Here is a 23,274-nt window from a genome sequence, read left to right on the forward strand (position 1 = left end):
AATGAAAGCCTTTTTATTGAGTTCAAGCTGTTATCTCAAACTAAAAATTAAGCACAAAGGTTAGTCACTTTAATGGCTAAGCCGCCTTGACTGGTTTCACGGTATTTAGAGTGCATGTCTTTGCCAGTCTCATACATAGTCGCGATCACTTTATCTAAGCTTACTCTAGGCTCTGAATTACGACGAAGCGCCATACGTGAGGCATTAATCGCTTTAACCGATGCTATGGCATTACGCTCAATACAAGGCACCTGCACTTGACCTGCGACTGGATCGCAAGTTAAGCCAAGGTTATGCTCCATGCCAATTTCAGCCGCCATACACACTTGTGAAGGTGAGCCGCCCATTAACTCAGCTAAGCCCGCCGCCGCCATAGAACACGCCACACCCACTTCACCCTGACAGCCCACTTCAGCACCAGAGATTGACGCATTACGTTTATAAAGCGAGCCGACTGCCGCTGCTGCTAAAAAATAACGACTGCATTCTTTAGGGCCAACCTTTTGAATAAACTTATTATAGTAAGCTAATACCGCAGGAATAATCCCAGCAGCGCCATTGGTTGGTGACGTCACCACGCGGCCACCAGCAGCATTTTCTTCGCTCACAGCTAAGGCAAATAAGTTAACCCAATCAATTATTTCCATTGGATCATTACTTAAACGCTCACAGCGTAATAACTCACGATGTAACGCTGGCGCTCGACGTGACACTTTTAGCGGCCCCGCTAACACCCCTTCAGTATGACAGCCCTTTTCAATGGCGTTTTGCATGGTTTTCCATACTAAACTAAAGCCAGTGTACATCTCTTCTTCAGTGCGAAAACACAGCTCATTTTGCTTCATCAAACCGCTGATGCTTAAACCTGACTCTTTGCAGTGCGCCATGAGTTCATCAGCAAAATTAAAGTGATAAGGTACTTTTACCCCATTAGAGTGAGTTTGATTAAACTCAGCTTCATCAACAATAAAGCCACCACCGATTGAATAGTAGGTATTTGAGTAAACACGCTCATCACCAATCCAAGCATGCAACTTCATCGCATTTTCATGTAATGGCAGCGTTTCAGGATGAAACACTAATGCATCAGTAGGGAACGCCACATGATGAATCGCATCACCAATGATAATTTCTTCGGTTTTAGCCACTTGAGCAATGAAATGTTCAATAGCTTCAATATCCACAGTTTCAGGCTCATTACCGGCTAAACCCATAATAATAGCGATATCAGTATGATGACCCTTTCCCGTTAGTGAAAGAGAACCATAAACATCCACGGTAAATTTAGTAATTTGTGTTAGCTGTCCTTGTTCAATTAAATCATCAACAAACCGATTAGCCGCTTTCATTGGGCCTACGGTATGCGAGCTTGATGGCCCAATACCAATCTTAAAGATTTCAAATGCACTAAACATAGATGTACCTCAACACTTTTGTATCTAAGCGCGCGGTTTTGGCTATCATGTCAAATCAACATCGATTGTAGTTAATCAGTTGAGTTAACTTAATTCACTTGGACCAAAACAACACACTAAAACAGCAAAGATAAAACAGAAAAGAGGAGCATCAAAGATACTCCTCTACTACAGCAAAACTTGAATTAATTTAGCTCATTAAGCCAAATAGAATCGCTGTCATAGCCAGTAAACCAGCAATAACCACAAACACATTACTAATGCGGCCACGGTAAGCTTTTAGCGCAGGTACTTTATGGACAGCATACATAGGCATTAGATAAAGGATTGCAGCAATAATCGGACCGCCCAACGCTTCAATCATGCCTAAAATGCTTGGGTTAATAACCGCAACAATCCAGATGCTGAAGAACATGAAAGCCAAAATGAATTTATTTAGCTTAGCCTCTGATACTTCTTTATTACTGCTACGTAATTGCTTAGTGATCATGCCTTTTAAACCTTCAGTCGCCCCTAAGTAGTGGCCAAAGAAAGAAGAAATAATCGCAATAAACGCAATAATAGGGCCAAAGTAGCTCACAAAACCACTTGAGTGAACATTGGCTAAGTAAGACAAAATAGCTAAGTTTTCACTCTTTGCTTCAGCAAGTTGCGCTGGGCTTAATGATAAAACACAAGAGAACACGAACAGCATCACGAAGCCCACAAGCATCATTGAGGTGTTACGTAAAATCACATCTGCTTTTTTAGCTGCATTGTTGCCATGCTCACGCTTAAGTGACACAGAGAATTGTGAAATTGCAGGAGAATGGTTAAAAGCAAAGATCAATACTGGAATAGTTAACCAAACAGTACCAAAAAACTCACCTGCCGATGGCACCACTTGCAAAGCATCCATTTTCCAGTCAGGAATTAAGTAAAATGACATAAATGCCAAAATCGCAACCAGTGGGTAGACTAAAAATTGCGTCACTTTCAGCATGAATTTTTCACCCGCAACCATCACTGACATCATGCCAATAATAAGTAATGCCGATAATAAAAAACGTGGCGGTGAGGCAAAGCCAAGCTGGTGAACAATAAAGCTATCAACTGTGTTAGTAATACCAACACCATAGATAAGCACAATAGGAAAAATAGCAAAGAAGTATAACAGCGTGATCGCTTTACCCGCATTAACGCCAAAGTGCTCTTCTACCACTTGAGTAATATCACTACCCGGATTCTTAGAAGAGCACACAAAGCGAGATAAACCGCGATGAGCAAGGTAAGTCATAGGTCCAATAATAACGGCCATCATGACTAAAGGCCAAAAACCGCCCATACCCGCGTTAATAGGTAAAAACAAAATACCGGCGCCAACAGCGGTGCCAAATAGACTTAACATCCAAGTGGTATCTTGACGACTCCAGCCTTTAACTTGAGTTTGCTCACCTTGAGTTGCTACAGCAACATCCTGCGCACTGATTGAATCTCTTTGCATGGAATAACCTTTGAGGTAACTAATTTTGCGCGGAGAATACAGTGTTCTTATTTGAGAATAGTGACCTAGTTCATTTTTTTGATCCCACACAGCAATAAGAGAGGCGCAATGTGCGCATGATCAAATATTAACTTGGTTACTAATACAGCTTCATTAACAACAATTAATTTAATTGCCAACATTAGATACAAATGATCAACTGCGAATGTACTGCAAAGTCACAAGCCAAAGGGGTTTAAACACTAATAACCTAGTGAATACTTGACTATTTCAATCAAGTAACTCAAGGTTTTTCGATGATAAAATAGCCTTATCACTGTCGAAAGGGAAACGAGAAGGTTAGCTTGAAATAGAAGATTAGCTTGAAAAAGAAAGTTAGCTGGAAATAGATAAGTAAGCTAAAAGCAAAGTTAATATTCACCCAGCAAAGCGTCGAATTTACATTTTTACAGCGGTAAATTCGACTCAACTGAAGTTATATACGATATAACAATATCGCTAGCCCGTTCTTAAACTTAATATGGCGGCGACATCCAGCGCCTTGTCATATTTGACAAACCCAGTCAGTTTTTGGTCAATGGCATAAATCGACATACGGTCGGCCAATTCATTGCCTTCAATCCCCACATGAGCGGCAACGTGTTCAATCTCCATATCATCTTTAATGGCATCATAAAGTTCATGAGCCTGCTTAATGACTTCAAGATTGGCGATATCACCGGCAGTCTTGCGTTTCCAGCCTTTTGACTTCCAGCCATAAGCCCAATTAGTGATGCAATTAATCGAATATTGGGAGTCACTGAGTATTTTAACCGTTTGATTAGCCTTAATGGCCTTTTGTGCCACTAATATCGCTTGATAAAGCGCATTCAATTCGGCGCTATTATTGGTGCCATTGGGATTATATAAACCAAACCACAACTCAGCGACTGCGCCATTACGGTAAATCGCCATGCCAGAGCCCGCTTTACCTGGGTTGGGCTCACAGCCACCATCAGTGAATATCATCACCTCATGAGTGGATAAATCAATCTTAGCTTTGCTGGTCGATGTTGTTTTAGTCGCAGTGCTAGCTTTACTTTTCGCGCTAAAAGCCGCTTTACCTATACTTTTACTTGCCGATGCGCCAAATGCCGCTTTAGCCTCTGCTTCAGTCGGGAAAGATTTGTATTTTGCTTGGGGAAATTTATCCACCTGCTTCTTGGTATAATCCCAACTGGTAAAAATGCCGGTCTCACGCCCTGCCCAAACCACATAAAACTTCTTCGCCATAATGACTTCTCTATAAAATCGCTTAAGATACTCAATGCGCACCAGTTTAGCGTATGACGTAGCAAAATCACCAACTGTTCAGTAAAACTTGGATACTAATTTATGCCTCAAGCACCATTAACGATTATTGTCGGCTCAAATAACCCCGTAAAAATCAATGCCGCCAAAGTGGCCATCAGTCAGTATTTTCCTGATCGTAAAATCAATTGCAGCGGCATGCATGCCCCCTCGTTAGTGGCCGATCAACCCATGACAGATGCAGAAACCAAATTAGGGGCCATTAATCGCGCCCAGTTTTGCCAGTCGCAATACCAATCAAATGCCCAAGAGGCTGACTTTTTTATCGCGATGGAAGGCGGTGTTGATAATTTTGACCATGGCCCTGCGACATTTGCTTATATGGCCATCATTCATAAGCAACAACTATCAGTTGGTCGCAGCGCGCTACTGCCATTACCCACTCAAGTTTACCAAGCGCTAGAGCAAGGTGAAGAGCTGGGCCATGTTATGGATAAACTCTTTAATACCCACAACATTAAGCAAAAAGGCGGCGCAATTGGATTACTCACTCACGGCTTAGCAACCCGCGAAAGCATTTACACCCAAGCGATTATTTTAGCGATGGCGCCTTTTATGAATGCTGAATTTTTCAACAATTAGTTTGCCCATAGGAATAAGTTACTTTGTTTTATGGATAAAGATTGCTAACTTCGAAGTAACTCGTTTCCATAGGAGAATTAAATGGAATATCAACGCATAGCGCATTCTAGCCTTGATGTTAGCAAGATTTGTCTTGGTACCATGACATGGGGCGAACAAAATACCCAAGCCCAAGCTTTTGCACAAATGGATTACGCCATTGGTCGTGGAATTAACTTTATTGATACCGCTGAAATGTATCCTGTGCCACCCAGTGCTGACACCCAAGGTGAAACTGAGCGCATTATTGGTCACTACCTTAAACAAAGAGGTAATCGCGATAATTTAGTCATTGCATCAAAAGTGTCAGCTGCAGGCCCTAAAAGTGATTTTGTTAGACCAAACATGGCCTTAGATTGGGTCAACATCCACCAAGCGGTTGATGCATCACTAGAGCGACTACAAGTCGATACCATTGATTTATATCAGCTGCACTGGCCTGATAGACACTGTAATTACTTCGGTGAGCTACTTTACGACCAACTGGATGATGAACATCAAACCCCTATTTTAGAAACCTTAGAAGCATTAGCTGAAGTCATCCGCCAAGGAAAAGTGCGCTATATCGGCGTGTCCAATGAAACCCCTTGGGGCTTAATGCAATACCTTCGATTAGCTGAAAAGCATGGCTTACCCCGCATCGTCAGTGTGCAAAATCCTTATAGTTTGCTTAATCGCAGCTTTGAGGTGGGCATGTCTGAAATCAGCCACCGTGAAGAATTGCCTTTGCTGGCCTACTCGCCTTTAGCTTTTGGCGCATTAACAGGTAAATATGAAAATAATCAGTGGCCTGAAAACGCCAGATTAACGTTATTTAAGCGCTTTGCCCGCTATAACAGCACAGCAATGGCAATTGAAGCTACTCAAGCTTATGTGGATTTAGCCCGTGAGTTTGGTTTGTCGCCAACCCAAATGGCCTTAGCCTTTGTTAATTCAAGACGCTTTGTCGCTTCAAACATTATTGGCGCTACCAATCTTGAACAGTTAAAAGAAAATATCGATAGCCTTGATGTTAGTTTGTCCGCAGAGCTTATTGGCCGCATCAACGAGCTGTCTAACCTTTATCGCTTGCCTTGCCCATAACAAGTGTGAATAACAGGGGTTAATAAGACCTTTTGCCAATCAGCATATTGATGCTTGCAATAAGCGCTACAATCTATGAAGATCGTAGCGCTTTTCTTATGCTGAAGCGATAACTTCAGCGATTCATCATTAACTTAACGAGCTTTCAATGACAGTGCCTGTGGATACCGTTTTAATTAATAATGCCTTTGATCACCAAGCTATTCGATCTCAGTTTCCAATATTGGATCAACAGCTAGATGATAATCCATTGTGTTATTTAGATACGGCAGCCACCAGCCAAAAGCCTGTTAGTGTCATTGAGGCAATGACTCAGTATTATCAGCATGATAACGCTAATGTGCATCGCGCCGCCCATCAGTTATCAGCCAGAGCCACAGCCAACTATGAACACGTTCGTCATCAAGTTAAGCAATTTATTAATGCTAGCCAAACTGAAGAAGTTATTTTCACTCACGGCACCACTGAATCGATCAACATGGTCGCTGCAGGCTTAAGCAAACAGCTTAAAGCTAATGATATTATTTTAGTTGATAGCGCCGCCCATCACGCCAACTTAGTACCATGGCAACAATTGGCCAAAAATACCGGCGCTGTGGTTAAACCCATTCCACTGAATGAGCATTTATCCATTGATATCAATGCCTATTCAGCACTGCTTAGTTTAAAACCTAAGCTTGTGGCCATAAGCCATGTGACCAATGCGCTGGGGTCGGTAAATGATGTCAGCCAATTAATTGAGCTTGCCCAGCAAGTAGGTGCACTCACTCTTGTTGATGGCGCTCAGGCCATCGCCCATATCGATGTCGATGTACAACAAATTAACTGCGACTTTTATGTGTTTTCAGGCCATAAAATGTATGGCCCCACTGGCGTTGGGATCTTATACGGCCGTTATGCCGAGCTCGATAAGCTTGAACCGCTGCTAACAGGCGGCGAAATGATAAAGTCGGTGAGTTTTGAAGCTACCACCTTTGGGGAACTGCCCAATAAATTAGAAGCGGGCACCCCAGCGATTTCAGCGGTTATCGGTTTAGGCGCAGCAATTAGTTTTATCAATGGACTGCCAAAAGCTGAGTTACTGGCCCATGAGCAAAGCTTACTGAACTATTTGCAAAATGAACTCAGAAACTTAGGCGATATAACCCTTATTGGTGCAACGCCGCATAATATTGGCGTGGTTGCGTTTAACTTGGCACAAGAGCATCATCAAGATGTTGGGATACTACTTGATCAACAAGGCATAGCCGTTCGTTGTGGCCACCACTGCGCCATGCCATTAATGCAGCAGTTAAACATTAAAGGTTGTTGCCGAGCATCCATTGGCCTCTATACTAATAAGCAAGACATTGACCTGTTTATCGCGGCGCTGGGTAATGTTAAAGATCTACTGTTATAGCCTGATGTTTTAGCCAGGCTTTTTAACCTTAGCTTTATAGCTGCAAATACTCTCCACCACCTGATAGTAAATTGAGAAAATGACTAACCAATTACCACAACCCCAAGAGCACTGTTTTAAACCGCTAGATAATAAGGTCGCACAAGCCGTCAGCGCGATTGAGTCAGCAAGCAACTGGCAAGATAAATACCGTCAAATCATGCTGGTTGGTAAAGCCCTACCGACACTTGATGATGCCTTTAAGCTAGAGTCAGCCCAAGTAAAAGGCTGCGAAAGCCAAGCGTGGCTTTACCATAAAGCGATTGATGGCAAACATTTTTTTTGTGCCGACAGTGATTCACGTATAGTTAAGGGTCTAATTGCTATACTGTTATATGCAACTCATACAAAAACCAGTGCCGCCATTAGTGCATTTGACTTAACTGAGTATTTTGAACAATTAGGACTTAGCGGCCAATTAAGCCCCTCTCGTACCAATGGGCTTACCGCACTCGCCAATGCTATTAAGCAATACGCCGCAAACTAATCAATAATGATTACGAGCGTTAAAAGGAATAACAATGTCTGAAAGCGCTTGTAACCAAAACAGAAGAACCCTACTTAAAGGGATCGCTGCAACCAGCTTACTTTGCCCGCTGTATAGCACTTCTGTGTTTGCCGCCTCCAAAAAGCGCCTCTATATTGATGGTTTATCATTTCTGCCCGAAAACCTAGCAGATGTTCGCGAATCAAAACTTGATGCTTACATCTGTGATATCTCCGCTATCGAAACTATTACACAGCCCGATGGCACCACCAATTACAAACGCACCTACCAAGCCTGTATTGAAAGTATAAAACAAGCTAAAAAAGTGGTCGATGATAACCCTTCAGTTTTATTACAAGGGCTAACAGGCAACGACATTGCCAAAGCCCGAAATGAGCAGCGCACCGCGGTGTACTTTCAAATCCAAGGCGCTGACTGTGTTGAAGCCGATGCCGATAACGCTAACAGTGGCGATAAGCCTTGGCCACAACTAGACCAATTTCACAAACATGGTTTACGGGTGCTGCAATTAACCCACCACTACGGCAACCGCTTTGCCGGTGGCGCATTAGACAATGATGGCTTTCAAAGCCTCAATAAGCCACTGACCGCTGATGGTAAGGCATTAATCGCCGAGCTTAATCGTCACAATATTCTTATCGATGTCAGTCACTCAAGTCCGCAAACCGCACTGGATACCGCTAAAGTCTCCACTAAACCCATAGTGCAAAGCCATGGCGCTGTGCGCTCCATCGTCAATAATGCTCGCTGCTCACCCGATGAAGTGATCCGCGCTATTGCCGACACTGGCGGTGTGTTTGGTATTTTCATGATGAGCTTTTGGCTCACCAATAAGCCTGTGCCGACCATTGATGATTATATTCGTCAACTTGATAGAGTCGCTAGGCTGGGCGGCATGGATGCAGTAGCCATTGCCAATGATTTCCCACTGCGGGGCCAAGAAAACTTACTGGCGTTAAATAACAATAACGCCGAAGGGGTAAAACAATACCTGGGTTGGTGGCAAAGTCTTGCTGATAAAAATGTATTAGGCTTTGACCATACCCCAGAGCATGTGGTGATCCCAGAATTTAACCATATCGACAGAATGAGTCGCATTGACGATGCACTGGCCAAAGCACGTTATAAGTCGAGCGATAGAGATCGTTTCCTCGGTGGCAACTGGCAAAGAGTGCTTAAACAAGTGTTGGTTTAATTTACATCGGATTTAGACCTACATCCTTTATTTCCAAACTCCGTTTGGATTAACATTGTGGCGCTTCGTTCACACCTGATTTATTTTTTTAAATATTTCCAAACTCCGTTTTATTAACGTCGTGGCGCTTCGCCCACACCAGATTTAGACTGTAAGTTTCCTTTGTGTATTTCCAAACTCCGTTTGGATTAACGTCGTGGGTTTTCCACCCACACCCGACCAAAAGGGTATCAACAGCAATACCCTCTTGGATCACCCTGCCGCCCCTAACGAAAAATGCTGAAAAGCGCATAGTTTTCGATGGGGATTGATCCAGCTTTTAACTTCGTTTGTTGTTAACTTCAGACTTATTCGAAAATGCTAACGCTTCCGATGGTGCATCCCTGCACCGCGAAAGCTATGCTCACATCCATGTGAGCATCACGCTATTTTCTTCAACGTCCTCAATTCAAATTGAGTCTTTTGGATTTTTAGCTTTATATCTTTTTAATCTTTTATTTGGCACGAATACAGTCAAATCGAAGAAGCAATAATCCCAGTGTAGATGCAGCAGCGAACTTCTGACTGCCAAGGATGGCGGGAATGTCATTATTTGTCGGGAACAAATATGACCAAAACATGGCGAAGTTTCACAGTGTGAAACGCTCTGAGCGAGAGGCATGGATGCCGAACTGGCCGTTTAACATGGATGTTATTTGTTTTCGCAAAGCCCACATGGATGCGTTTGCGGCGTGTCTTGGATATATCAAAATCAATGTTAGCTTTGTGTGATAAAAACAACGACAGAATTGCATATTATAGAAATTAATTATGCAGAAAATAGAATTTAAAAACGTCAACAGTAAAAATACAAAAAACTTAGTTCTTATTGTATTTCTGGCGAGTAGTTCACAATTACCCCTGTTATAAAAGTTATTATTAATAATAAAAACTCTTCTTCATTAAAATATATAATAGTTAAGCATATACTAATTAATGAATATATAAATTGACCTGTAATATAACTTTAGAATAAATATGACTTCAATCTCAAACCCGAATAATAAAAGTAGTAGTAAAGTTTACATCCCTTCATGACAATGTAATCTATAAATCTAATTTTTAGATTACTACATTATGAAAAAAATAATTTTTAACATTTCTATCTTTCTATTTACTTATATCATTATAAATTCAGTTGCATCTGCCCAGGATATGAAAAGCCTTCGGGGAGAGACTATGGGTAATAAATATAAAGTTACTTGGTTAGAAACTAAAATATCTGCAAAAAGAATGGCTGATATTAGAAGTCAAATAGAACAACGTCTAGATGATGTGAATCAATCAATGTCAACTTGGCGTAAAGACTCTGAAATCAATAAAATAAACAACTCACCTAAAGCTACACCCATACGCATTAGTTATGACATGAATCACGTCATAACTAATGCTATTCATGTTGCTCAACTCACTAATAATGCACTGGATATCACAGTTGGGCCTTTAGTTAATTTATGGGGGTTTGGCCCTGATGGCCAAGTCACTGACTTACCATCAGAACAAGCAATCGAAGCAGCCATAAAATCCACCGGAATTAGCAATATAACCCTTAAGAATCAGTATCTCACAAAAAACGCGGCCAATCTAAAAATTGACCTTTCAGCTATAGCAAAAGGTTACGGTGTCGATGTCGTAGCTGACGTATTGGAACGCAATGATATTCATGACTATCTAGTTGATATTGGCGGGGAGTTAAGAATTAAGGGATTAAATGCTAGCCAACAGGCTTGGAAGGTGGGAGTTGATAAACCCTTTGCTTATTCAACAGGACAAATGGAAATTATCACCCCTGGGGACTCCGCCGTCGCGACATCGGGGAACTACCGTAAATATTTCGAAAAAAATGGCCACTACTACTCGCATTTAATTGACCCTAGAACAGGAAAACCCGTATCTCATACCGTTGTTTCAGTCACGGTAATTGAAAAAAATTCTATGACAGCTGATGCATTGGCTACCGCCTTTATGGTGCTCACTGTTGAGGAATCATTGGCTGTTGCCAATGAACACAATATCCCAATCATGATCATTGAGGATAAGTTTGGAGAGTTGATTACTCACCATTCAGAAAGCTTTAAAAAATATATTAAAGAATAGTTTTAAACTATTAACAGGAAAAATGATGAAGAATAAATTTAAACTAAGTGTATTATGTATTGCTGTATTAGGTATGACTGCCTGTAGTGATGATGATAAAGATACATCTGGGCTTGAAAGCCAAATAAAACAGCTTGAACAACAAAATGCTGAATTAAACTCTCAAAATACAGAATTAAGTTCAAAAAATGAATCATTAGCAGAAGACAATGCTAATTTAACAACTAAAACTGAAGAACTTCAGGATAAAGCAGTAGGCTACATTTCTACTTTCAACCAACAATGCGCTGAAGAAGGCGTAATGTTTGATTATATTGACCCGAATGCGCCAGCAGAAGAAGCTCCGCAAATGTCCGCCTTTGCTTCAGCGATGGCAGCTAATGAGTGTTCTAGTTGCCACACTTACGACAATGATGATCCCGTTGAGATTCCTCATGGAAATTTTGGAAGTTGTAGTAATTGTCATGATGGCCACAATGAAACACCACCTGTTGATCCGGGTAATCCACAGGATCCAACGTTCCCACAACCTGAACCAGACGACAGTCTCGTTGATGGAAAAACTGGGGCATCGGGTTCTTTCTACTACGGCAGCTCTTCATTCCTAAACGCTGACTATTTAGCACAAAGACTCAATGGTAGTATTTACAACTACGAGTGGGTAGAAGCCACAGAAAGTGGTGAAAATACCGCTAAGACATTGAAAACAGCTTGTGGTTTAGAAAATCGTGAATTTATTAAAGACATGTACCCTAACGACGGTAAAGAGTACAAACTAAACGGCTTTAATAACCAAATGGGTTCTAAATTAATTTCCACTGTTAGTAAATTTACTGATGAAGAAACAACTGAAGAAGTTGAATTGCCTAATGTTGCTATTTTCGGCTACGGCATGAAACTAGAAGATAATGGTAACTATTACGCCTCGATGAATATTGGTAAGAATAACACTTGTTATAATGCAGTTATGCATGGTGACGTTCGATTGGCATATTACGAATACTCACCAATGCTATCAAGTAAGCCTGATCGTAATATGGGTGCTCGAATTTTAGGTACTATTGATTACGAGCGTACAGCACTAAAAGGATTTGACTGGGTTACTGAAGTTCCAGGACTTGGTGCTGGAGAAGACTTTACTCCATCGGATGTTGACTGGACAAACGTTGGTTCTTGTTCATTAGTGATTAAAGTTGATGGTATTATTCCTCTAGGATAATTCACACATTGCGATATAAAAAAGCTGAAACCTAGGTTTCAGCTTTTTTTATTTTTGAAAACTTACTTTTAGTAGCTCATTTTTAGTTAGCTTGTTTATCTTTAATTAACGCCAAGCCTTTCAAACTAAACACTAGCCACCAAAGTCATCTAGCAAGATATTTTCTTCTTCAACACCTAAGCTTTCTAGCATGCTGATCACAGAGGAGTTCATGATTGGAGGGCCACACATGTAGAACTCACAATCTTCTGGCGCTTTGTGATTCTTAAGATAGTTTTCCAATAATACCGTATGAATAAAGCCGGTATAGCCGGTCCAGTTATCTTCAGCTAAAGGCTCTGACAAAGCTACATGCCATTCAAAGTTGTCATTTTCAGCGGCTAAGGTATCAAAATCATCTTGATAAAAAATCTCTCGCGCTGAACGCGCTCCATACCAAAATGACATTTTACGTTTTGTTTGCTTACTCTTAAGTTGATCAAAAATATGCGAACGCATCGGCGCCATACCTGCGCCACCACCAACAAACACCATTTCAGCGTCTGTTTCTTTGACAAAAAACTCACCGAAGGGCCCTGAAATAGTCACCTTATCGCCAGTCTTTAGATTAAAGATATATGACGACATTTGCCCTGGTGGTAAATCATTGCTTGGCGGCGTAGCAATACGCACATTCAGCATGATGGTGCCTTTTTCATCAGGGTAGTTCGCCATTGAATAAGCACGTAATACATCTTCATCAACGGTTGAAACTAGGCTAAATAAGTCGTACTTATCCCAGTCATCACGATATTGCTCAGGAATATCAAAATCAGCGTATTTCACCTCATGGGCAGGGGCTTCAATTTGAATATAACCACCGGCTTTGAAATGAACATCCTCCCCTTCAGGGACTTTCAGCAGCAGCTCTTTAATAAAGGTCGCTTGGTTGTCATTAGAAACTACCTCACATTGCCACTTTTTAACCCCAAAGATCTCTTCATCCACTTCTAGTTCCATGTCGGTTCGCACCGCAACCTGACACGCTAACCGGCAGCCTTCTTTGGCTTCTTTTTTGGTGATGTGGTCAAGCTCTGTGGCTAAGATATCACCGCCACCTGATTTCACTGTGACCCGACATTGGCCACAGGTGCCGCCACCGCCACAGGCCGATGGAATAAAAATACTGTTGCTCGCCAGTGCGCCAAGCAGTTTATCACCAGCAGGTGTGCACACACTTTTGTCTGCATCACCATTAATGCCGATGGTGACATCACCCGTACCCACCAATTTGCTTTTGGCGAATAAAATTATCATTACCAGCAAACTTACCACTATGGTAAACATGCCTATGCCAATTGCCATTTCCATTAAATGCACCTTCTCAACAGTTGCTGATAACAAGCAGTCTCATGGGTCAGTTTTACCAAAACCACTGATTCAAGCATGAGTGAGTCATCTATAAGCGAATTCAAATTTGTTTGCATTTTCACGCCTTACAAAGTGATGCCAGCAAATGACATAAAACCTAATGCCATTAAACCTGTAGTAATAAAGGTAATGCCAATTCCTTGCAGCCCTAGTGGGATAGCATGAAATTTCATCCGTTCACGCAGCCCGGCGAGTAAGACAATGGCCATCGCCCAGCCCACAGCACTACCTGCTGCAAACACCACAGATTCGCCTAAGTTATAATCACGGTTGGCCATGAAAATAACCCCAGCAAAAATGGCACAGTTCACCGTTAGTAGCGGTAAGAAAATACCTAAAGATTGATACAGAGTTGGAATGTATCTTTCTAAAAACATCTCCAAAATCTGCACTAATGCGGCAATCACCCCAATAAAGGTAATTAACTGTAAGTAGCTTAAGTTAAGCTCAGGGAAGCCTGCCCATGCCAGTGCACCTGGCGCAAGGATATTCACGTAAATCAGCTGATTTACCGGTACGGCTAATACCATCACCACAATCACTGCAATGCCCAAACCAAATGAGGTTGAGACCTTTTTAGACACCGCGAGGAAGGTACACATGCCTAAGAAAAAAGACAGTGCCATGTTGTCGATAAAGGCCGCTTGAATAAATAAATTAATATAGTGTTCCATTGCCATTATCCTCTCTTACGCTGCACAACATTGATCGCCCAAATCATCACGCCGATCAAAAAGAATGCGCTTGGTGGCAAGGTGAACATTTCATTGGCAAGATACCAACCACCGTTTTCGATAGTGGTAAATATCTCTTTGCCAAATAAGGTTCCGCGTCCTAGTAGCTCACGCACAAAGGCGACACTTAATAAAATCACCCCGTAGCCCATGGCATTACCTAGCGCATCAACAAATGCCAAATGCGGTGGGTATTTCATCGCAAAGGCTTCTGCGCGGCCCATGATGATACAGTTGGTAATAATCAAACTGACAAATACAGATAACTGCTTTGAAAGCTCATAAGCCACGTCCTGCAACACCATATCAACGATAATTACCAAAGAGGCAATCACGGTCATTTGCGCAATAATACGCACGCTGCTAGGGATAAAATTGCGAATGCTCGAAATGATCACATTGGAGCACACTAAAACAAAGGTCACCGCCAGTGTCATTACCAATGCGGTTTGCATTGAATTACTCACAGCCAGTGCAGAGCAGACCCCTAGCACTTGCATCGCCACTGGGTTATTGGCAAAAATCGGTGAGGTCAGAATTTGTTTAGTTGAGATAGTCGTACTCATTATTTCGCCTCCGTAGTGGCAAACTGGTTAAGAAAGGTTTGATAACCTTCTACACCAAACCAAAATTCAACCGCACGTTGAATGCCCATGCCCGTTCGGGTTGCGCCACTAACGCCATCAACACCGTGAATATCGCCAGCTTTAGCACCGCCTTTGATAACCTTGATGGAAATTTTGCCTTTATCATCAAATAGCTGCTTACCTTTCCATAAGTCAGTCCACTGGGGATCTGTTACAAAATCAGCAATACCAGGGGTTTCACCGTGTTCGTAGAAAATAATATTCTCAACGGTATTTAAATCAGGCTTAAGGGCTAAATAACCATAAATCATCGACCACAGTCCTTTACCATAAATGGGCATCACCACACTGGATAATTGACCATTAGCGTCAAAGACTTCAAATACGCGGATATTATCCGCACGGCTTTTAATTTTGGCGGTATCTTTTTTAGGTTTTGATGATGTATCTGGGTTTATCGCTGCCATACGCTCATCAAAATCAAGTAGATTGTCATGATCAACAAACTCACCCGACTCTAGATTGACCATTTTAGGGCTTACTCTTTGTTCAAATAATTCCCTAAAATCGCCGCTGCTGATATCAATATTGGCGGCCCGTAATACAAACTGCTGCACTTCATCACGCTTTTTAACCAGCTTACGTTCTTTTAAAATTTCAGCGGTACCGGTGATCATAAACGAACAGACCAAACTCAGGCTGATGATAAAAATCATCGTGCCAGCTATGCTATCTTTCTTAAAGGCCATGGCGTTTTAGTCTCCGTTTAATGTTGGCACGAGCCACCAGATAATCGAATAATGGCGCCCATAGATTTGCGAACAATATCGCCAACATGATCCCTTCAGGCAATTTCACATTCAACACTCGAATGAGTATGGTCATAAAGCCAATTAACGCGCCATAGGCGTATCGACCACTGCGGGTATATGAGGCGGTCACTGGATCGGTTGCCATAAACATCATCCCCAGTGCAAAACCACCGGTAACTAAATGCCATGTCCACGGCATAGAAGCCATAGAGCTTTTCGCAGGTCCAACTAAGTTAAACAATATTGCTGTAGCGATCATGCCGAACATAACCCCAGCAACCACTCGCCAATCTGCCACTCGAGTTAGCAGCAATACACCGCCGCCAATCAAAATAGCTAAGGTGCTGGTTTCACCAATAGAGCCTGGAGTGAAGCCTAAAAATGCATCTATCCATGCAGGATCTGATAAGGCGCTAATCCAGCTAACATCGGCAAACATATTCGCGCGACTGGCTGCAGCTTGGGTTAAGGTGGTGGCACCTGAAAAACCATCAGCAGCAACAAATTGGCTTAAGGCTGCGACTTCTGTGGGGTAGGCAAAATAGATAAAGGCATAACCGGCTAACGCTGGGTTTAAAAAGTTATAACCCATGCCGCCAAACATTTCTTTGGCTACGATAACCCCAAAGGTCACTCCTACAGCAATAATCCATAAGGGTGTCGATACCGGCACTATGATAGAAAACAGTAATGCTGTAATAAAGAAGCCTTCATGTAATTCTTGGCGCCGCACTTTGGCAAAAACCACTTCCCACACTAAACAGACAAACAAGGTCATTAGGTAAATTGGCACATAATAACTCGCACCATAAGCCATTAAGCTGACAAAACCTGATTGTTCGGTTAACTGGCCAAACAGCATTGAAAACAAGTCAGCCTGCCAAGCCTCAGGTTGAGTTGCCCCAGCCATGATGGCAATTTGCGCTTGTAAGCCTAGGTTGTACATCCCAAAAAATATGGCGGGCAGTAAACACATACCCACAATATGCATGGTACGTTTTACATCAATGGCATCACGAACATGCACTTTACCTTTGGTACTGCGGCCACGAGCAATCCACAAGGATCGCAAGTAACTTTTCATCGAGTCGCCATGAGCATAATAGCGATCTTGATGATCCGGTTTCTTTTGTTGCTGACTCATTAACCTTCCCTCTCGATGATATCTAGGCAAGCACGTAACTCTTTACCAAAGTCATACTTTCCGGGACAAACAAAGGTACAAAGTGCTAAATCTTCTTCGTCTAATTCTAAAGCGCCTAATAGCTGTGCTTCATCGGTATCTCGCACCACCAGATCTCTCACCAACAAGGTCGGTAAAATATCCAAAGGCATAACGCGGGCAAGCTGACCAAAAGCCATCATCGCACGAGGAGAGCCACCTGCATGGGTGGTAAAATCAAACAGTTTTTTAGTACGGCTAAAACCTGACATCATGATACCTGTCAGTGAGAACTTTTCTTTATTACGGCGCACCCAAGGTAATAACTCGTGACGGGCGTTTTCAGTTAGTACACAAACTTGATTATGATAACGACCTAAATAGTTATAAACCCCAACTGCGGTATGGCCACAAAGTACGGAGCCCGATACCACCCGTGAGTGAATATCTTCAATTTCATTTTCGACTAGCTCACCCAAGTCTGCCCCTAATTGGGTCCGCAGTAACCTTGGTTTTAACACATTGGGTCCAGCAAATGACACCACTCGCTCATTAAATAGCTCACCGGTTTGAAACAGCTTGCCAACGGCAATCACATCTTGATAGCCAATATGCCAAACTACCCGCTCAACACTTACTGGATGCAGCAGATGGATATGAGTACCCACCAGCCCAGCGGGATGAACGCCGCCAAATTGATATGACTCAACTTGAGCTAAATCATGGCCGGGTAACGCCTCACCTTGATCATGACACAGCATCACTTTACCATCGGTTAACCGGGTTAGTGCCTGCATTCCCACAGCAAATGCTTGTGGCTGCTCAGCGATAATCACGCGAGGATCGGCCGCTAACGGATTACTGTCCATGGCGGTCACAAAGATTGCCGATGGCCTAGTATCTAACGCGGGAATTTTTGAGAAAGGGCGGGTTCTTAATGCCGTCCATAACCCACTGTTAACCAGATTGGTTTGCACCGCTTCGCGGGATAATGCCAAAACATCATCGCTAGTAGCAAAACTCACGGCTTCATCGCCTTCGCAACGGATCACCACTGATAATAGCACCCGTTTTTCGCCCCTGTTTATGGCAATCACTTCGCCACTCGCAGGGGCAGTAAAGGTCACTCCGGCAATCTTTTTATCTTGAAAAAGCGCTTGGCCTTTTTTAACGATATCACCTTCTTCAACCAACATAGTCGGCTTTAAACCAACATACTCTTCGCCTAATATGGCAACTCTGGTTGGCTTTGCTGTGACGTCGATTATTTGTTGCGGCTCACCCGCTATAGGCACATCGAGGCCCCGTTTAATTGTTATAACCTGATTTGAGGATCCAGCCATTACTTGTAACCTTTAAAATTCAGATACCACATAATAAATAGATTTGTGAACTAAATCCGCTATTGAGGTCACACCTTTTAAATAATTGTGAAATAAATGTACTAATAACACCTAAATTCGACCAAAAATTTGAACCAAGACCGATATTCAATTTCAAAACAGGAACTAAAGCACAAAAAACAGCATCCAAAACGCTACCCAATGCTGAACTACCCCATGTATCACAATTTAACATAGACACAGTTCACATTAATCTCAATAAAAGCTGTATAAGAATTACAGAAATCAAAATTTGCTAGGTAAGCACTGAGATAATAATTAAGTTTGAAGCAATAAGAATGACAAATATGGGATAAGTATGAAATGAACATGTTAATGGCAAGCCTGAGCAGCTAAAAACAAAAAATGGCCAAGACTGTCGTCTTCGCCATTTAAATTCATGCGGTCAAAATTATCGGTAAATATAGCTTAAGATCAAATCCGCTAAATACCCACTTGAGACTGAATTGGTGCAGCTGAGTACTCTTGAGGATTAAACCAATTGAGGCTGTCTGCCAATGACACCACCTCACCGATAATCATCAATGCTGGCATTTGCAAAGCAGGATCTGCAGCCAGCTGCGATAACTCACTTAACTTACCGATAAAGCGCTGTTGAGATGCGGTCGTCGCCTTAGAAACAATAGCCACAGGCGTATCACCATCACGGCCACTACTCATTAATCCATCACGGATAATCTCTGCGTTCAAAATGCCCATATAAACCACTAAGGTATTATTTGGATTTGCATAACCTTGCCAGTCCATCGGCCGACTTTGTAATTGGCAATGACCAGTAATAAACGTCACTCCTTGAGCAAAATCTCGGTGGGTTAATGGAATGCCAGCATAAGCAGCTGTGCCACTAGCAGCAGTAATACCGGGGACAACCTCAAAAGCAACCCCTGTTTCTGCTAAGGTTTGCAGCTCCTCACCGCCACGACCAAAAATAAACGGATCACCACCTTTAAGGCGTACCACGTTTTTGCGAGTGTAAGCTTTTGTCACCAGTAACTGATTTATTTCATCTTGCCCAGCACTATGCTTGCCAGCACGTTTACCCACAGCAATTTTTTCAGCGCTTTGTGGGATTAAATCTAAGATGTCTTGGCTAACGAGGGCATCGTACAGGACAGCATCGGCTTGCTTTAACACCCGATAAGCTTTGAGGGTGAGCAGCTCAACATCTCCAGGCCCTGCACCGACTATCCAGACTTTCCCTTTGGCCCCTTGACCCGGTATCGAAACCAATTCCATTTTTCAAAACCCCACAATGTTTACTTAGCATCAAATATAGCCCTTTATATATTCCATATATAATAGATAATACTTAGCTTTTATTCCATTTAGTTATATGAGACCTATTAAGTGGCATTTAAAAACCTTGGTAAACTAGCTGCACAGTTACCATACAAAGCCCAAGCTCAAATCATCAGTACTTTTCATTTTTAACCATAGTGTTAGTCTAGAAAAATATAATTAAAGGGAGCTTTTAATGAAACCAACATGGATCCGATTATGGTTTAGCGCAGCCATTGGTTTAGGAGTAAGCCAAGTGGCTTTAGCTGAAGACTCACTCGTTGATGAAAGAGTAAAAGACGAGCTTAAAACTTCAGAGGAGCGCTTTGTCATTACCCCCCATAAAGTTAATTACATTTTGCCATACACCTATAATGACAACCCTAACACTGACCCATATACAAACTTTACAACCAATGACGACAATGAAGAAGTCATCGATAACGCTGAGGCTAAGTTTCAGATAAGCTTTAAATTCCCGCTGTGGTATAACGTTTTTGGCGACAATGGCCACCTCTATTTCGCCTATACCAACCAGTCTTACTGGCAAGTCTATAATAAAGAAATTTCCTCCCCTTTTAGAGAAACTAATCATGAACCGGAAATGTTCATGCTATTCAATAATGACTGGCAAGTGGCAGGGTTAACAAATTCGTTTTGGGGTGTAGGGGCTGTGCATCAATCTAATGGTCAATCTGGTTCACTTTCACGCAGTTGGAATCGAATTTACGGCACCATGGTATTTGATAGAGGCCCTTTTGCATTAGGTCTAAAGGCGTGGTGGCGGATCCCTGAAGATGAAAAAGCAACACCCAGCTCGCCTGAGGGTGATGACAACCCCGATATTGAAGACTATATGGGCAACTTTGAGTTAACAGCCGTCTATGGCCTTGATGAGCATATGTTTACCTTAATGGGGCGCAATAATTTACAACACCCAAATAAAGGCTCCATTGAGTTTACTTGGAGCTATCCGATATTAGGCAATTTACGCTTATATACCCAGTACTTTAATGGCTATGGCGAAAGTATGATTGACTATAATCATCATAATCAGCGCATTGGGATCGGGGTTTCGATTGGTGATATTCTTTAAAATAGGCCATCACAAACAATAAAAACAACCATAAAAACAACAATAAAAACAATAAAAAAGGTGAAGCTGCAGTTATATACAGTTCACCTTTTTTGTTATCAATACCCGACTAGCTTGTTAGCAACTTAGTAAGCTTTACTATCACCGCGAGTAGAGATTGAAATACCTTTATCGGTAATATCCAAGTTTACCTGCATGCGCATGTCATAATCTTTGAGCATTTCTAGTTCTTCTGGCACTTGCTCACCGCTTTCTTCAATGAGTGAAAATACCGGTTTCAGCACTTTTTGATAATCAATCGACATATTCGCTAAGCCATTAGCGACCAGCGGTTCTTTAGCCAGCTTATTAGCTAAATCCTCACCTTTATCACCACTATAAATCACAATGTGCTGATCTTTAATAGCCATTTGAGCGCTTACCCCCATTGAAGGTGGCAGCATTAGCAATGAAGACACATCGATGGGATCACCATTAGTCTCCAGTTGAACTTGGGCTAACTGAGGCACAAATGGCTTAATCATGTTTAATAGCATTTCTGGGTTTTCAGCCGATAAGCTAATCAGTGCATCTAGGTGCTTAAAGCCAGGCTCACCATTTTCGTCAGTTAACGAAAAGTCGACTATGGTGGCACTCATGCCCTTAACCCCATTGGCCATGCCTGTCATCATGCCAAGCATTGCCGGATTTTGGCCGCTGATTTCATATTGCATTTGCGCTAGTGCTTCACACTGATAACTGGGCGTTTGTAAATCTTGCCAAATTTCAGTTAATGCTGGTGCTAATTGCGCCGCATCAAGCCCCAGTGCTATGGACATGGCATTGTCAGTTAGGCTATTAGTGAAACTAGGAATAAAACCACGCATTTTATTAAATGCACCTAATATCACTTGGTTGTTAGATTCAACCACCATTTGGGCATCAAACTGCGCTTGTTTACGGCTAACATTAAATGCTTTTAAGCCCATAACCGTGCGCGGCCAATTTGTAGCGATAGCATCAAGCTCTGTTTGACACTCAGCCGTTTTAAACTCTGCAAAAGGATCACTGCCAGTGCCATCTAACTCGCCTAATTTAGATAACTGTTTAGCCAGCATATTGCCATCAGTTGAGGTTAATCCTTTCACTAATTCCACATGGTTTATAAAGCTTATACTGTCGTTTAAAAAACCATGAGTCTTAATGATATCTTCAACAATGCCACTGTCACTAATTGGATTATCAACTTTGGATAATCCCAGCGCCGTTGCTAATAATTCTGGTTTATTGAAGGAGGTATTTAAGGTTACTGTTAACCAGCCATCTTGCTGGGCAACAACTAAATCAATCGATTCATCGTCATCAATAAGTGAATAAGCACGATACTCAAGGCCTTCAATGGTTGCCGTGGTGTGGGCTAAACCGCTTTCTTCTGACGCTTTGTCCAATACTTTCCAAATAGCTTGTTCATCAGTGACTTGCACCTTAAAAACAGGCAACGCCCCTAGCGTGTAGGTATATGACTCAATCTTGGCAGGCAAACCAAAGGTTGTTAAAAACAGTTCAGGGTCTTCAAGGCTAGTTAAATAACTTTTATATAAACTGACAAAAAATCCCTCTTGGGCACTTGAATATGGGCCAGCCTGCTCAATTTGCTCTAGTTGGGCAGCACCGTTTTGCCCCATAGGCATTGAATACAAATAATCTTCTAACGGAAACGGGGTGAGTTGTCCTGAAAAAAGTAAGGTATCTGCTGGGATATACGCGAGCATGTCGTTATCAGTTGTGGTGACACCATCGTTGTTCGATAGCATGTATGCGCCTGCACCAGCAGCGGCAATGGCAACTGCGATAGCCAGTTTTTTCATTTATTTGTGCTCCATAATTCACATGTAAGTAATAACAAGTCACTCTTCCTTGAGAGTAAATGCTTAGTTAATGCCGATAACTCAATTTGATCAAGCATAGCGATAACTTAGCACACTTTTAATTTGCAAATAAAATAATGCCTCGATAAAAGTGGCTTGGGGTTTGATAAGCAATAACCGAGTTAAGCAATTGTTTATAAGGTTTAAAAGTCTAATAAAAGGTTAAGCAGGTGCCAAAAAGATAGGATAAATAAACCATGAAGATAGCGATATCGATGAAAGGTTGGTTTCTCGGCTAGCCAATGATGGCTAACCGAGATAACCAAATGGATTATGCTTACGCTAGCAAGCCAATCACATAAGCTCGTTTACACGAGCGAGGCTTTTGGAGGTACTTGATGTGCAATCACACGCCTAAAGTGTCGACAAAAACCATCTACGGGAACTTTTTAATTTAAACTAAAAAATATTATATGCATACTTTTCTTAGGGAATTA

Annotated in this window: 19 protein-coding genes; 8 read left to right on the forward strand and 11 right to left on the reverse strand. The window is 42.0% G+C overall.

Features of this window, described 5'->3' with window-relative positions; all coding sequences use genetic code 11:
- Positions 1–47: 47 nt before the first annotated feature.
- The 3 genes from Q4533_RS02565 to Q4533_RS02575 form a co-directional block, all read right to left on the reverse strand.
- The gene (locus tag Q4533_RS02565; RefSeq protein WP_102439717.1) at positions 48–1,415 is read right to left on the reverse strand and encodes an L-serine ammonia-lyase; all 1,368 of its coding nucleotides are present in this window, start codon (positions 1,413–1,415) and stop codon (positions 48–50) included.
- A gap of 190 nt (positions 1,416–1,605) precedes the next feature.
- On the reverse strand, positions 1,606–2,898 hold the full coding sequence (locus tag Q4533_RS02570; protein ID WP_102476924.1) for a serine/threonine transporter: 1,293 nt from the start codon (positions 2,896–2,898) through the stop codon (positions 1,606–1,608).
- A gap of 498 nt (positions 2,899–3,396) precedes the next feature.
- The gene (locus Q4533_RS02575; RefSeq protein ID WP_102439719.1) at positions 3,397–4,170 is read right to left on the reverse strand and encodes a ribonuclease H family protein; all 774 of its coding nucleotides are present in this window, start codon (positions 4,168–4,170) and stop codon (positions 3,397–3,399) included.
- A gap of 102 nt (positions 4,171–4,272) precedes the next feature.
- Here Q4533_RS02575 and yjjX point away from each other — a divergent pair, with 102 nt between their 5' ends.
- The 7 genes from yjjX to Q4533_RS02610 all read left to right on the forward strand — a co-directional run bounded on the left by yjjX (position 4,273) and on the right by Q4533_RS02610 (position 12,448).
- Positions 4,273–4,830, forward strand: a complete 558-nt coding sequence (gene yjjX / locus Q4533_RS02580) for an inosine/xanthosine triphosphatase (protein WP_102476923.1) — start codon at positions 4,273–4,275, stop codon at positions 4,828–4,830.
- Positions 4,831–4,911: 81 nt separating this feature from the next.
- A complete protein-coding gene (locus Q4533_RS02585) occupies positions 4,912–5,952 on the forward strand; it encodes an NADP(H)-dependent aldo-keto reductase (RefSeq protein ID WP_102439721.1) in 1,041 nt (346 codons plus the stop codon).
- Between the two features lie 148 nt (positions 5,953–6,100).
- Complete coding sequence (locus Q4533_RS02590) at positions 6,101–7,351, forward strand: cysteine desulfurase (protein ID WP_303501744.1); 1,251 nt, start codon at positions 6,101–6,103, stop codon at positions 7,349–7,351.
- A 79-nt stretch (positions 7,352–7,430) separates the two neighbouring features.
- A complete protein-coding gene (locus Q4533_RS02595) occupies positions 7,431–7,877 on the forward strand; it encodes a SufE family protein (protein WP_102439723.1) in 447 nt (148 codons plus the stop codon).
- 34 nt (positions 7,878–7,911) lie between these two features.
- Positions 7,912–9,093: a membrane dipeptidase gene (locus tag Q4533_RS02600; RefSeq protein WP_102476920.1), complete on the forward strand. Its 1,182-nt coding sequence runs from the start codon at positions 7,912–7,914 to the stop codon at positions 9,091–9,093.
- Between the two features lie 1,116 nt (positions 9,094–10,209).
- The gene (locus tag Q4533_RS02605) at positions 10,210–11,229 is read left to right on the forward strand and encodes an FAD:protein FMN transferase (protein WP_303501749.1); all 1,020 of its coding nucleotides are present in this window, start codon (positions 10,210–10,212) and stop codon (positions 11,227–11,229) included.
- Positions 11,230–11,251: 22 nt separating this feature from the next.
- Positions 11,252–12,448 (forward strand): hypothetical protein, encoded by a 1,197-nt coding sequence (locus Q4533_RS02610; protein WP_303501751.1) that lies wholly within the window; start codon positions 11,252–11,254, stop codon positions 12,446–12,448.
- A 132-nt stretch (positions 12,449–12,580) separates the two neighbouring features.
- Here the strand turns inward: Q4533_RS02610 and nqrF are convergent, their stop codons facing one another.
- The 7 genes from nqrF to cobA all read right to left on the reverse strand — a co-directional run bounded on the left by nqrF (position 12,581) and on the right by cobA (position 19,792).
- The gene (gene nqrF, locus Q4533_RS02615; protein ID WP_102438461.1) at positions 12,581–13,798 is read right to left on the reverse strand and encodes an NADH:ubiquinone reductase (Na(+)-transporting) subunit F; all 1,218 of its coding nucleotides are present in this window, start codon (positions 13,796–13,798) and stop codon (positions 12,581–12,583) included.
- A 125-nt stretch (positions 13,799–13,923) separates the two neighbouring features.
- Positions 13,924–14,532 (reverse strand): NADH:ubiquinone reductase (Na(+)-transporting) subunit E, encoded by a 609-nt coding sequence (nqrE, locus tag Q4533_RS02620; RefSeq protein WP_076540866.1) that lies wholly within the window; start codon positions 14,530–14,532, stop codon positions 13,924–13,926.
- A 5-nt stretch (positions 14,533–14,537) separates the two neighbouring features.
- On the reverse strand, positions 14,538–15,158 hold the full coding sequence (locus tag Q4533_RS02625) for an NADH:ubiquinone reductase (Na(+)-transporting) subunit D (protein WP_076540771.1): 621 nt from the start codon (positions 15,156–15,158) through the stop codon (positions 14,538–14,540).
- Positions 15,158–15,928: a Na(+)-translocating NADH-quinone reductase subunit C gene (locus Q4533_RS02630; protein WP_102438459.1), complete on the reverse strand. Its 771-nt coding sequence runs from the start codon at positions 15,926–15,928 to the stop codon at positions 15,158–15,160. Before Q4533_RS02630 ends, Q4533_RS02625 begins: the two co-directional genes overlap by 1 nt.
- Complete coding sequence (locus tag Q4533_RS02635) at positions 15,918–17,135, reverse strand: NADH:ubiquinone reductase (Na(+)-transporting) subunit B (RefSeq protein WP_303501753.1); 1,218 nt, start codon at positions 17,133–17,135, stop codon at positions 15,918–15,920. The genes Q4533_RS02630 and Q4533_RS02635 overlap by 11 nt, the downstream gene beginning before the upstream one ends.
- Positions 17,135–18,496, reverse strand: a complete 1,362-nt coding sequence (locus tag Q4533_RS02640; protein ID WP_102438455.1) for a Na(+)-translocating NADH-quinone reductase subunit A — start codon at positions 18,494–18,496, stop codon at positions 17,135–17,137. The genes Q4533_RS02635 and Q4533_RS02640 overlap by 1 nt, the downstream gene beginning before the upstream one ends.
- 483 nt (positions 18,497–18,979) lie before the next feature.
- Positions 18,980–19,792, reverse strand: a complete 813-nt coding sequence (cobA, locus tag Q4533_RS02645; protein ID WP_303412026.1) for a uroporphyrinogen-III C-methyltransferase — start codon at positions 19,790–19,792, stop codon at positions 18,980–18,982.
- A 238-nt stretch (positions 19,793–20,030) separates the two neighbouring features.
- Between cobA and Q4533_RS02650 the strand changes: the two genes are divergently transcribed.
- Positions 20,031–20,930 (forward strand): phospholipase A, encoded by a 900-nt coding sequence (locus Q4533_RS02650; protein WP_102438451.1) that lies wholly within the window; start codon positions 20,031–20,033, stop codon positions 20,928–20,930.
- A 125-nt stretch (positions 20,931–21,055) separates the two neighbouring features.
- On the opposite strand, the gene Q4533_RS02655 is transcribed toward Q4533_RS02650, so the two are convergent.
- Positions 21,056–22,777, reverse strand: a complete 1,722-nt coding sequence (locus Q4533_RS02655; RefSeq protein ID WP_303445974.1) for a hypothetical protein — start codon at positions 22,775–22,777, stop codon at positions 21,056–21,058.
- Positions 22,778–23,274 lie beyond the last annotated feature (497 nt).

It is taken from the genome of Shewanella sp. 6_MG-2023, from assembly GCF_030547195.1.
Taxonomy (GTDB): domain Bacteria; phylum Pseudomonadota; class Gammaproteobacteria; order Enterobacterales; family Shewanellaceae; genus Shewanella.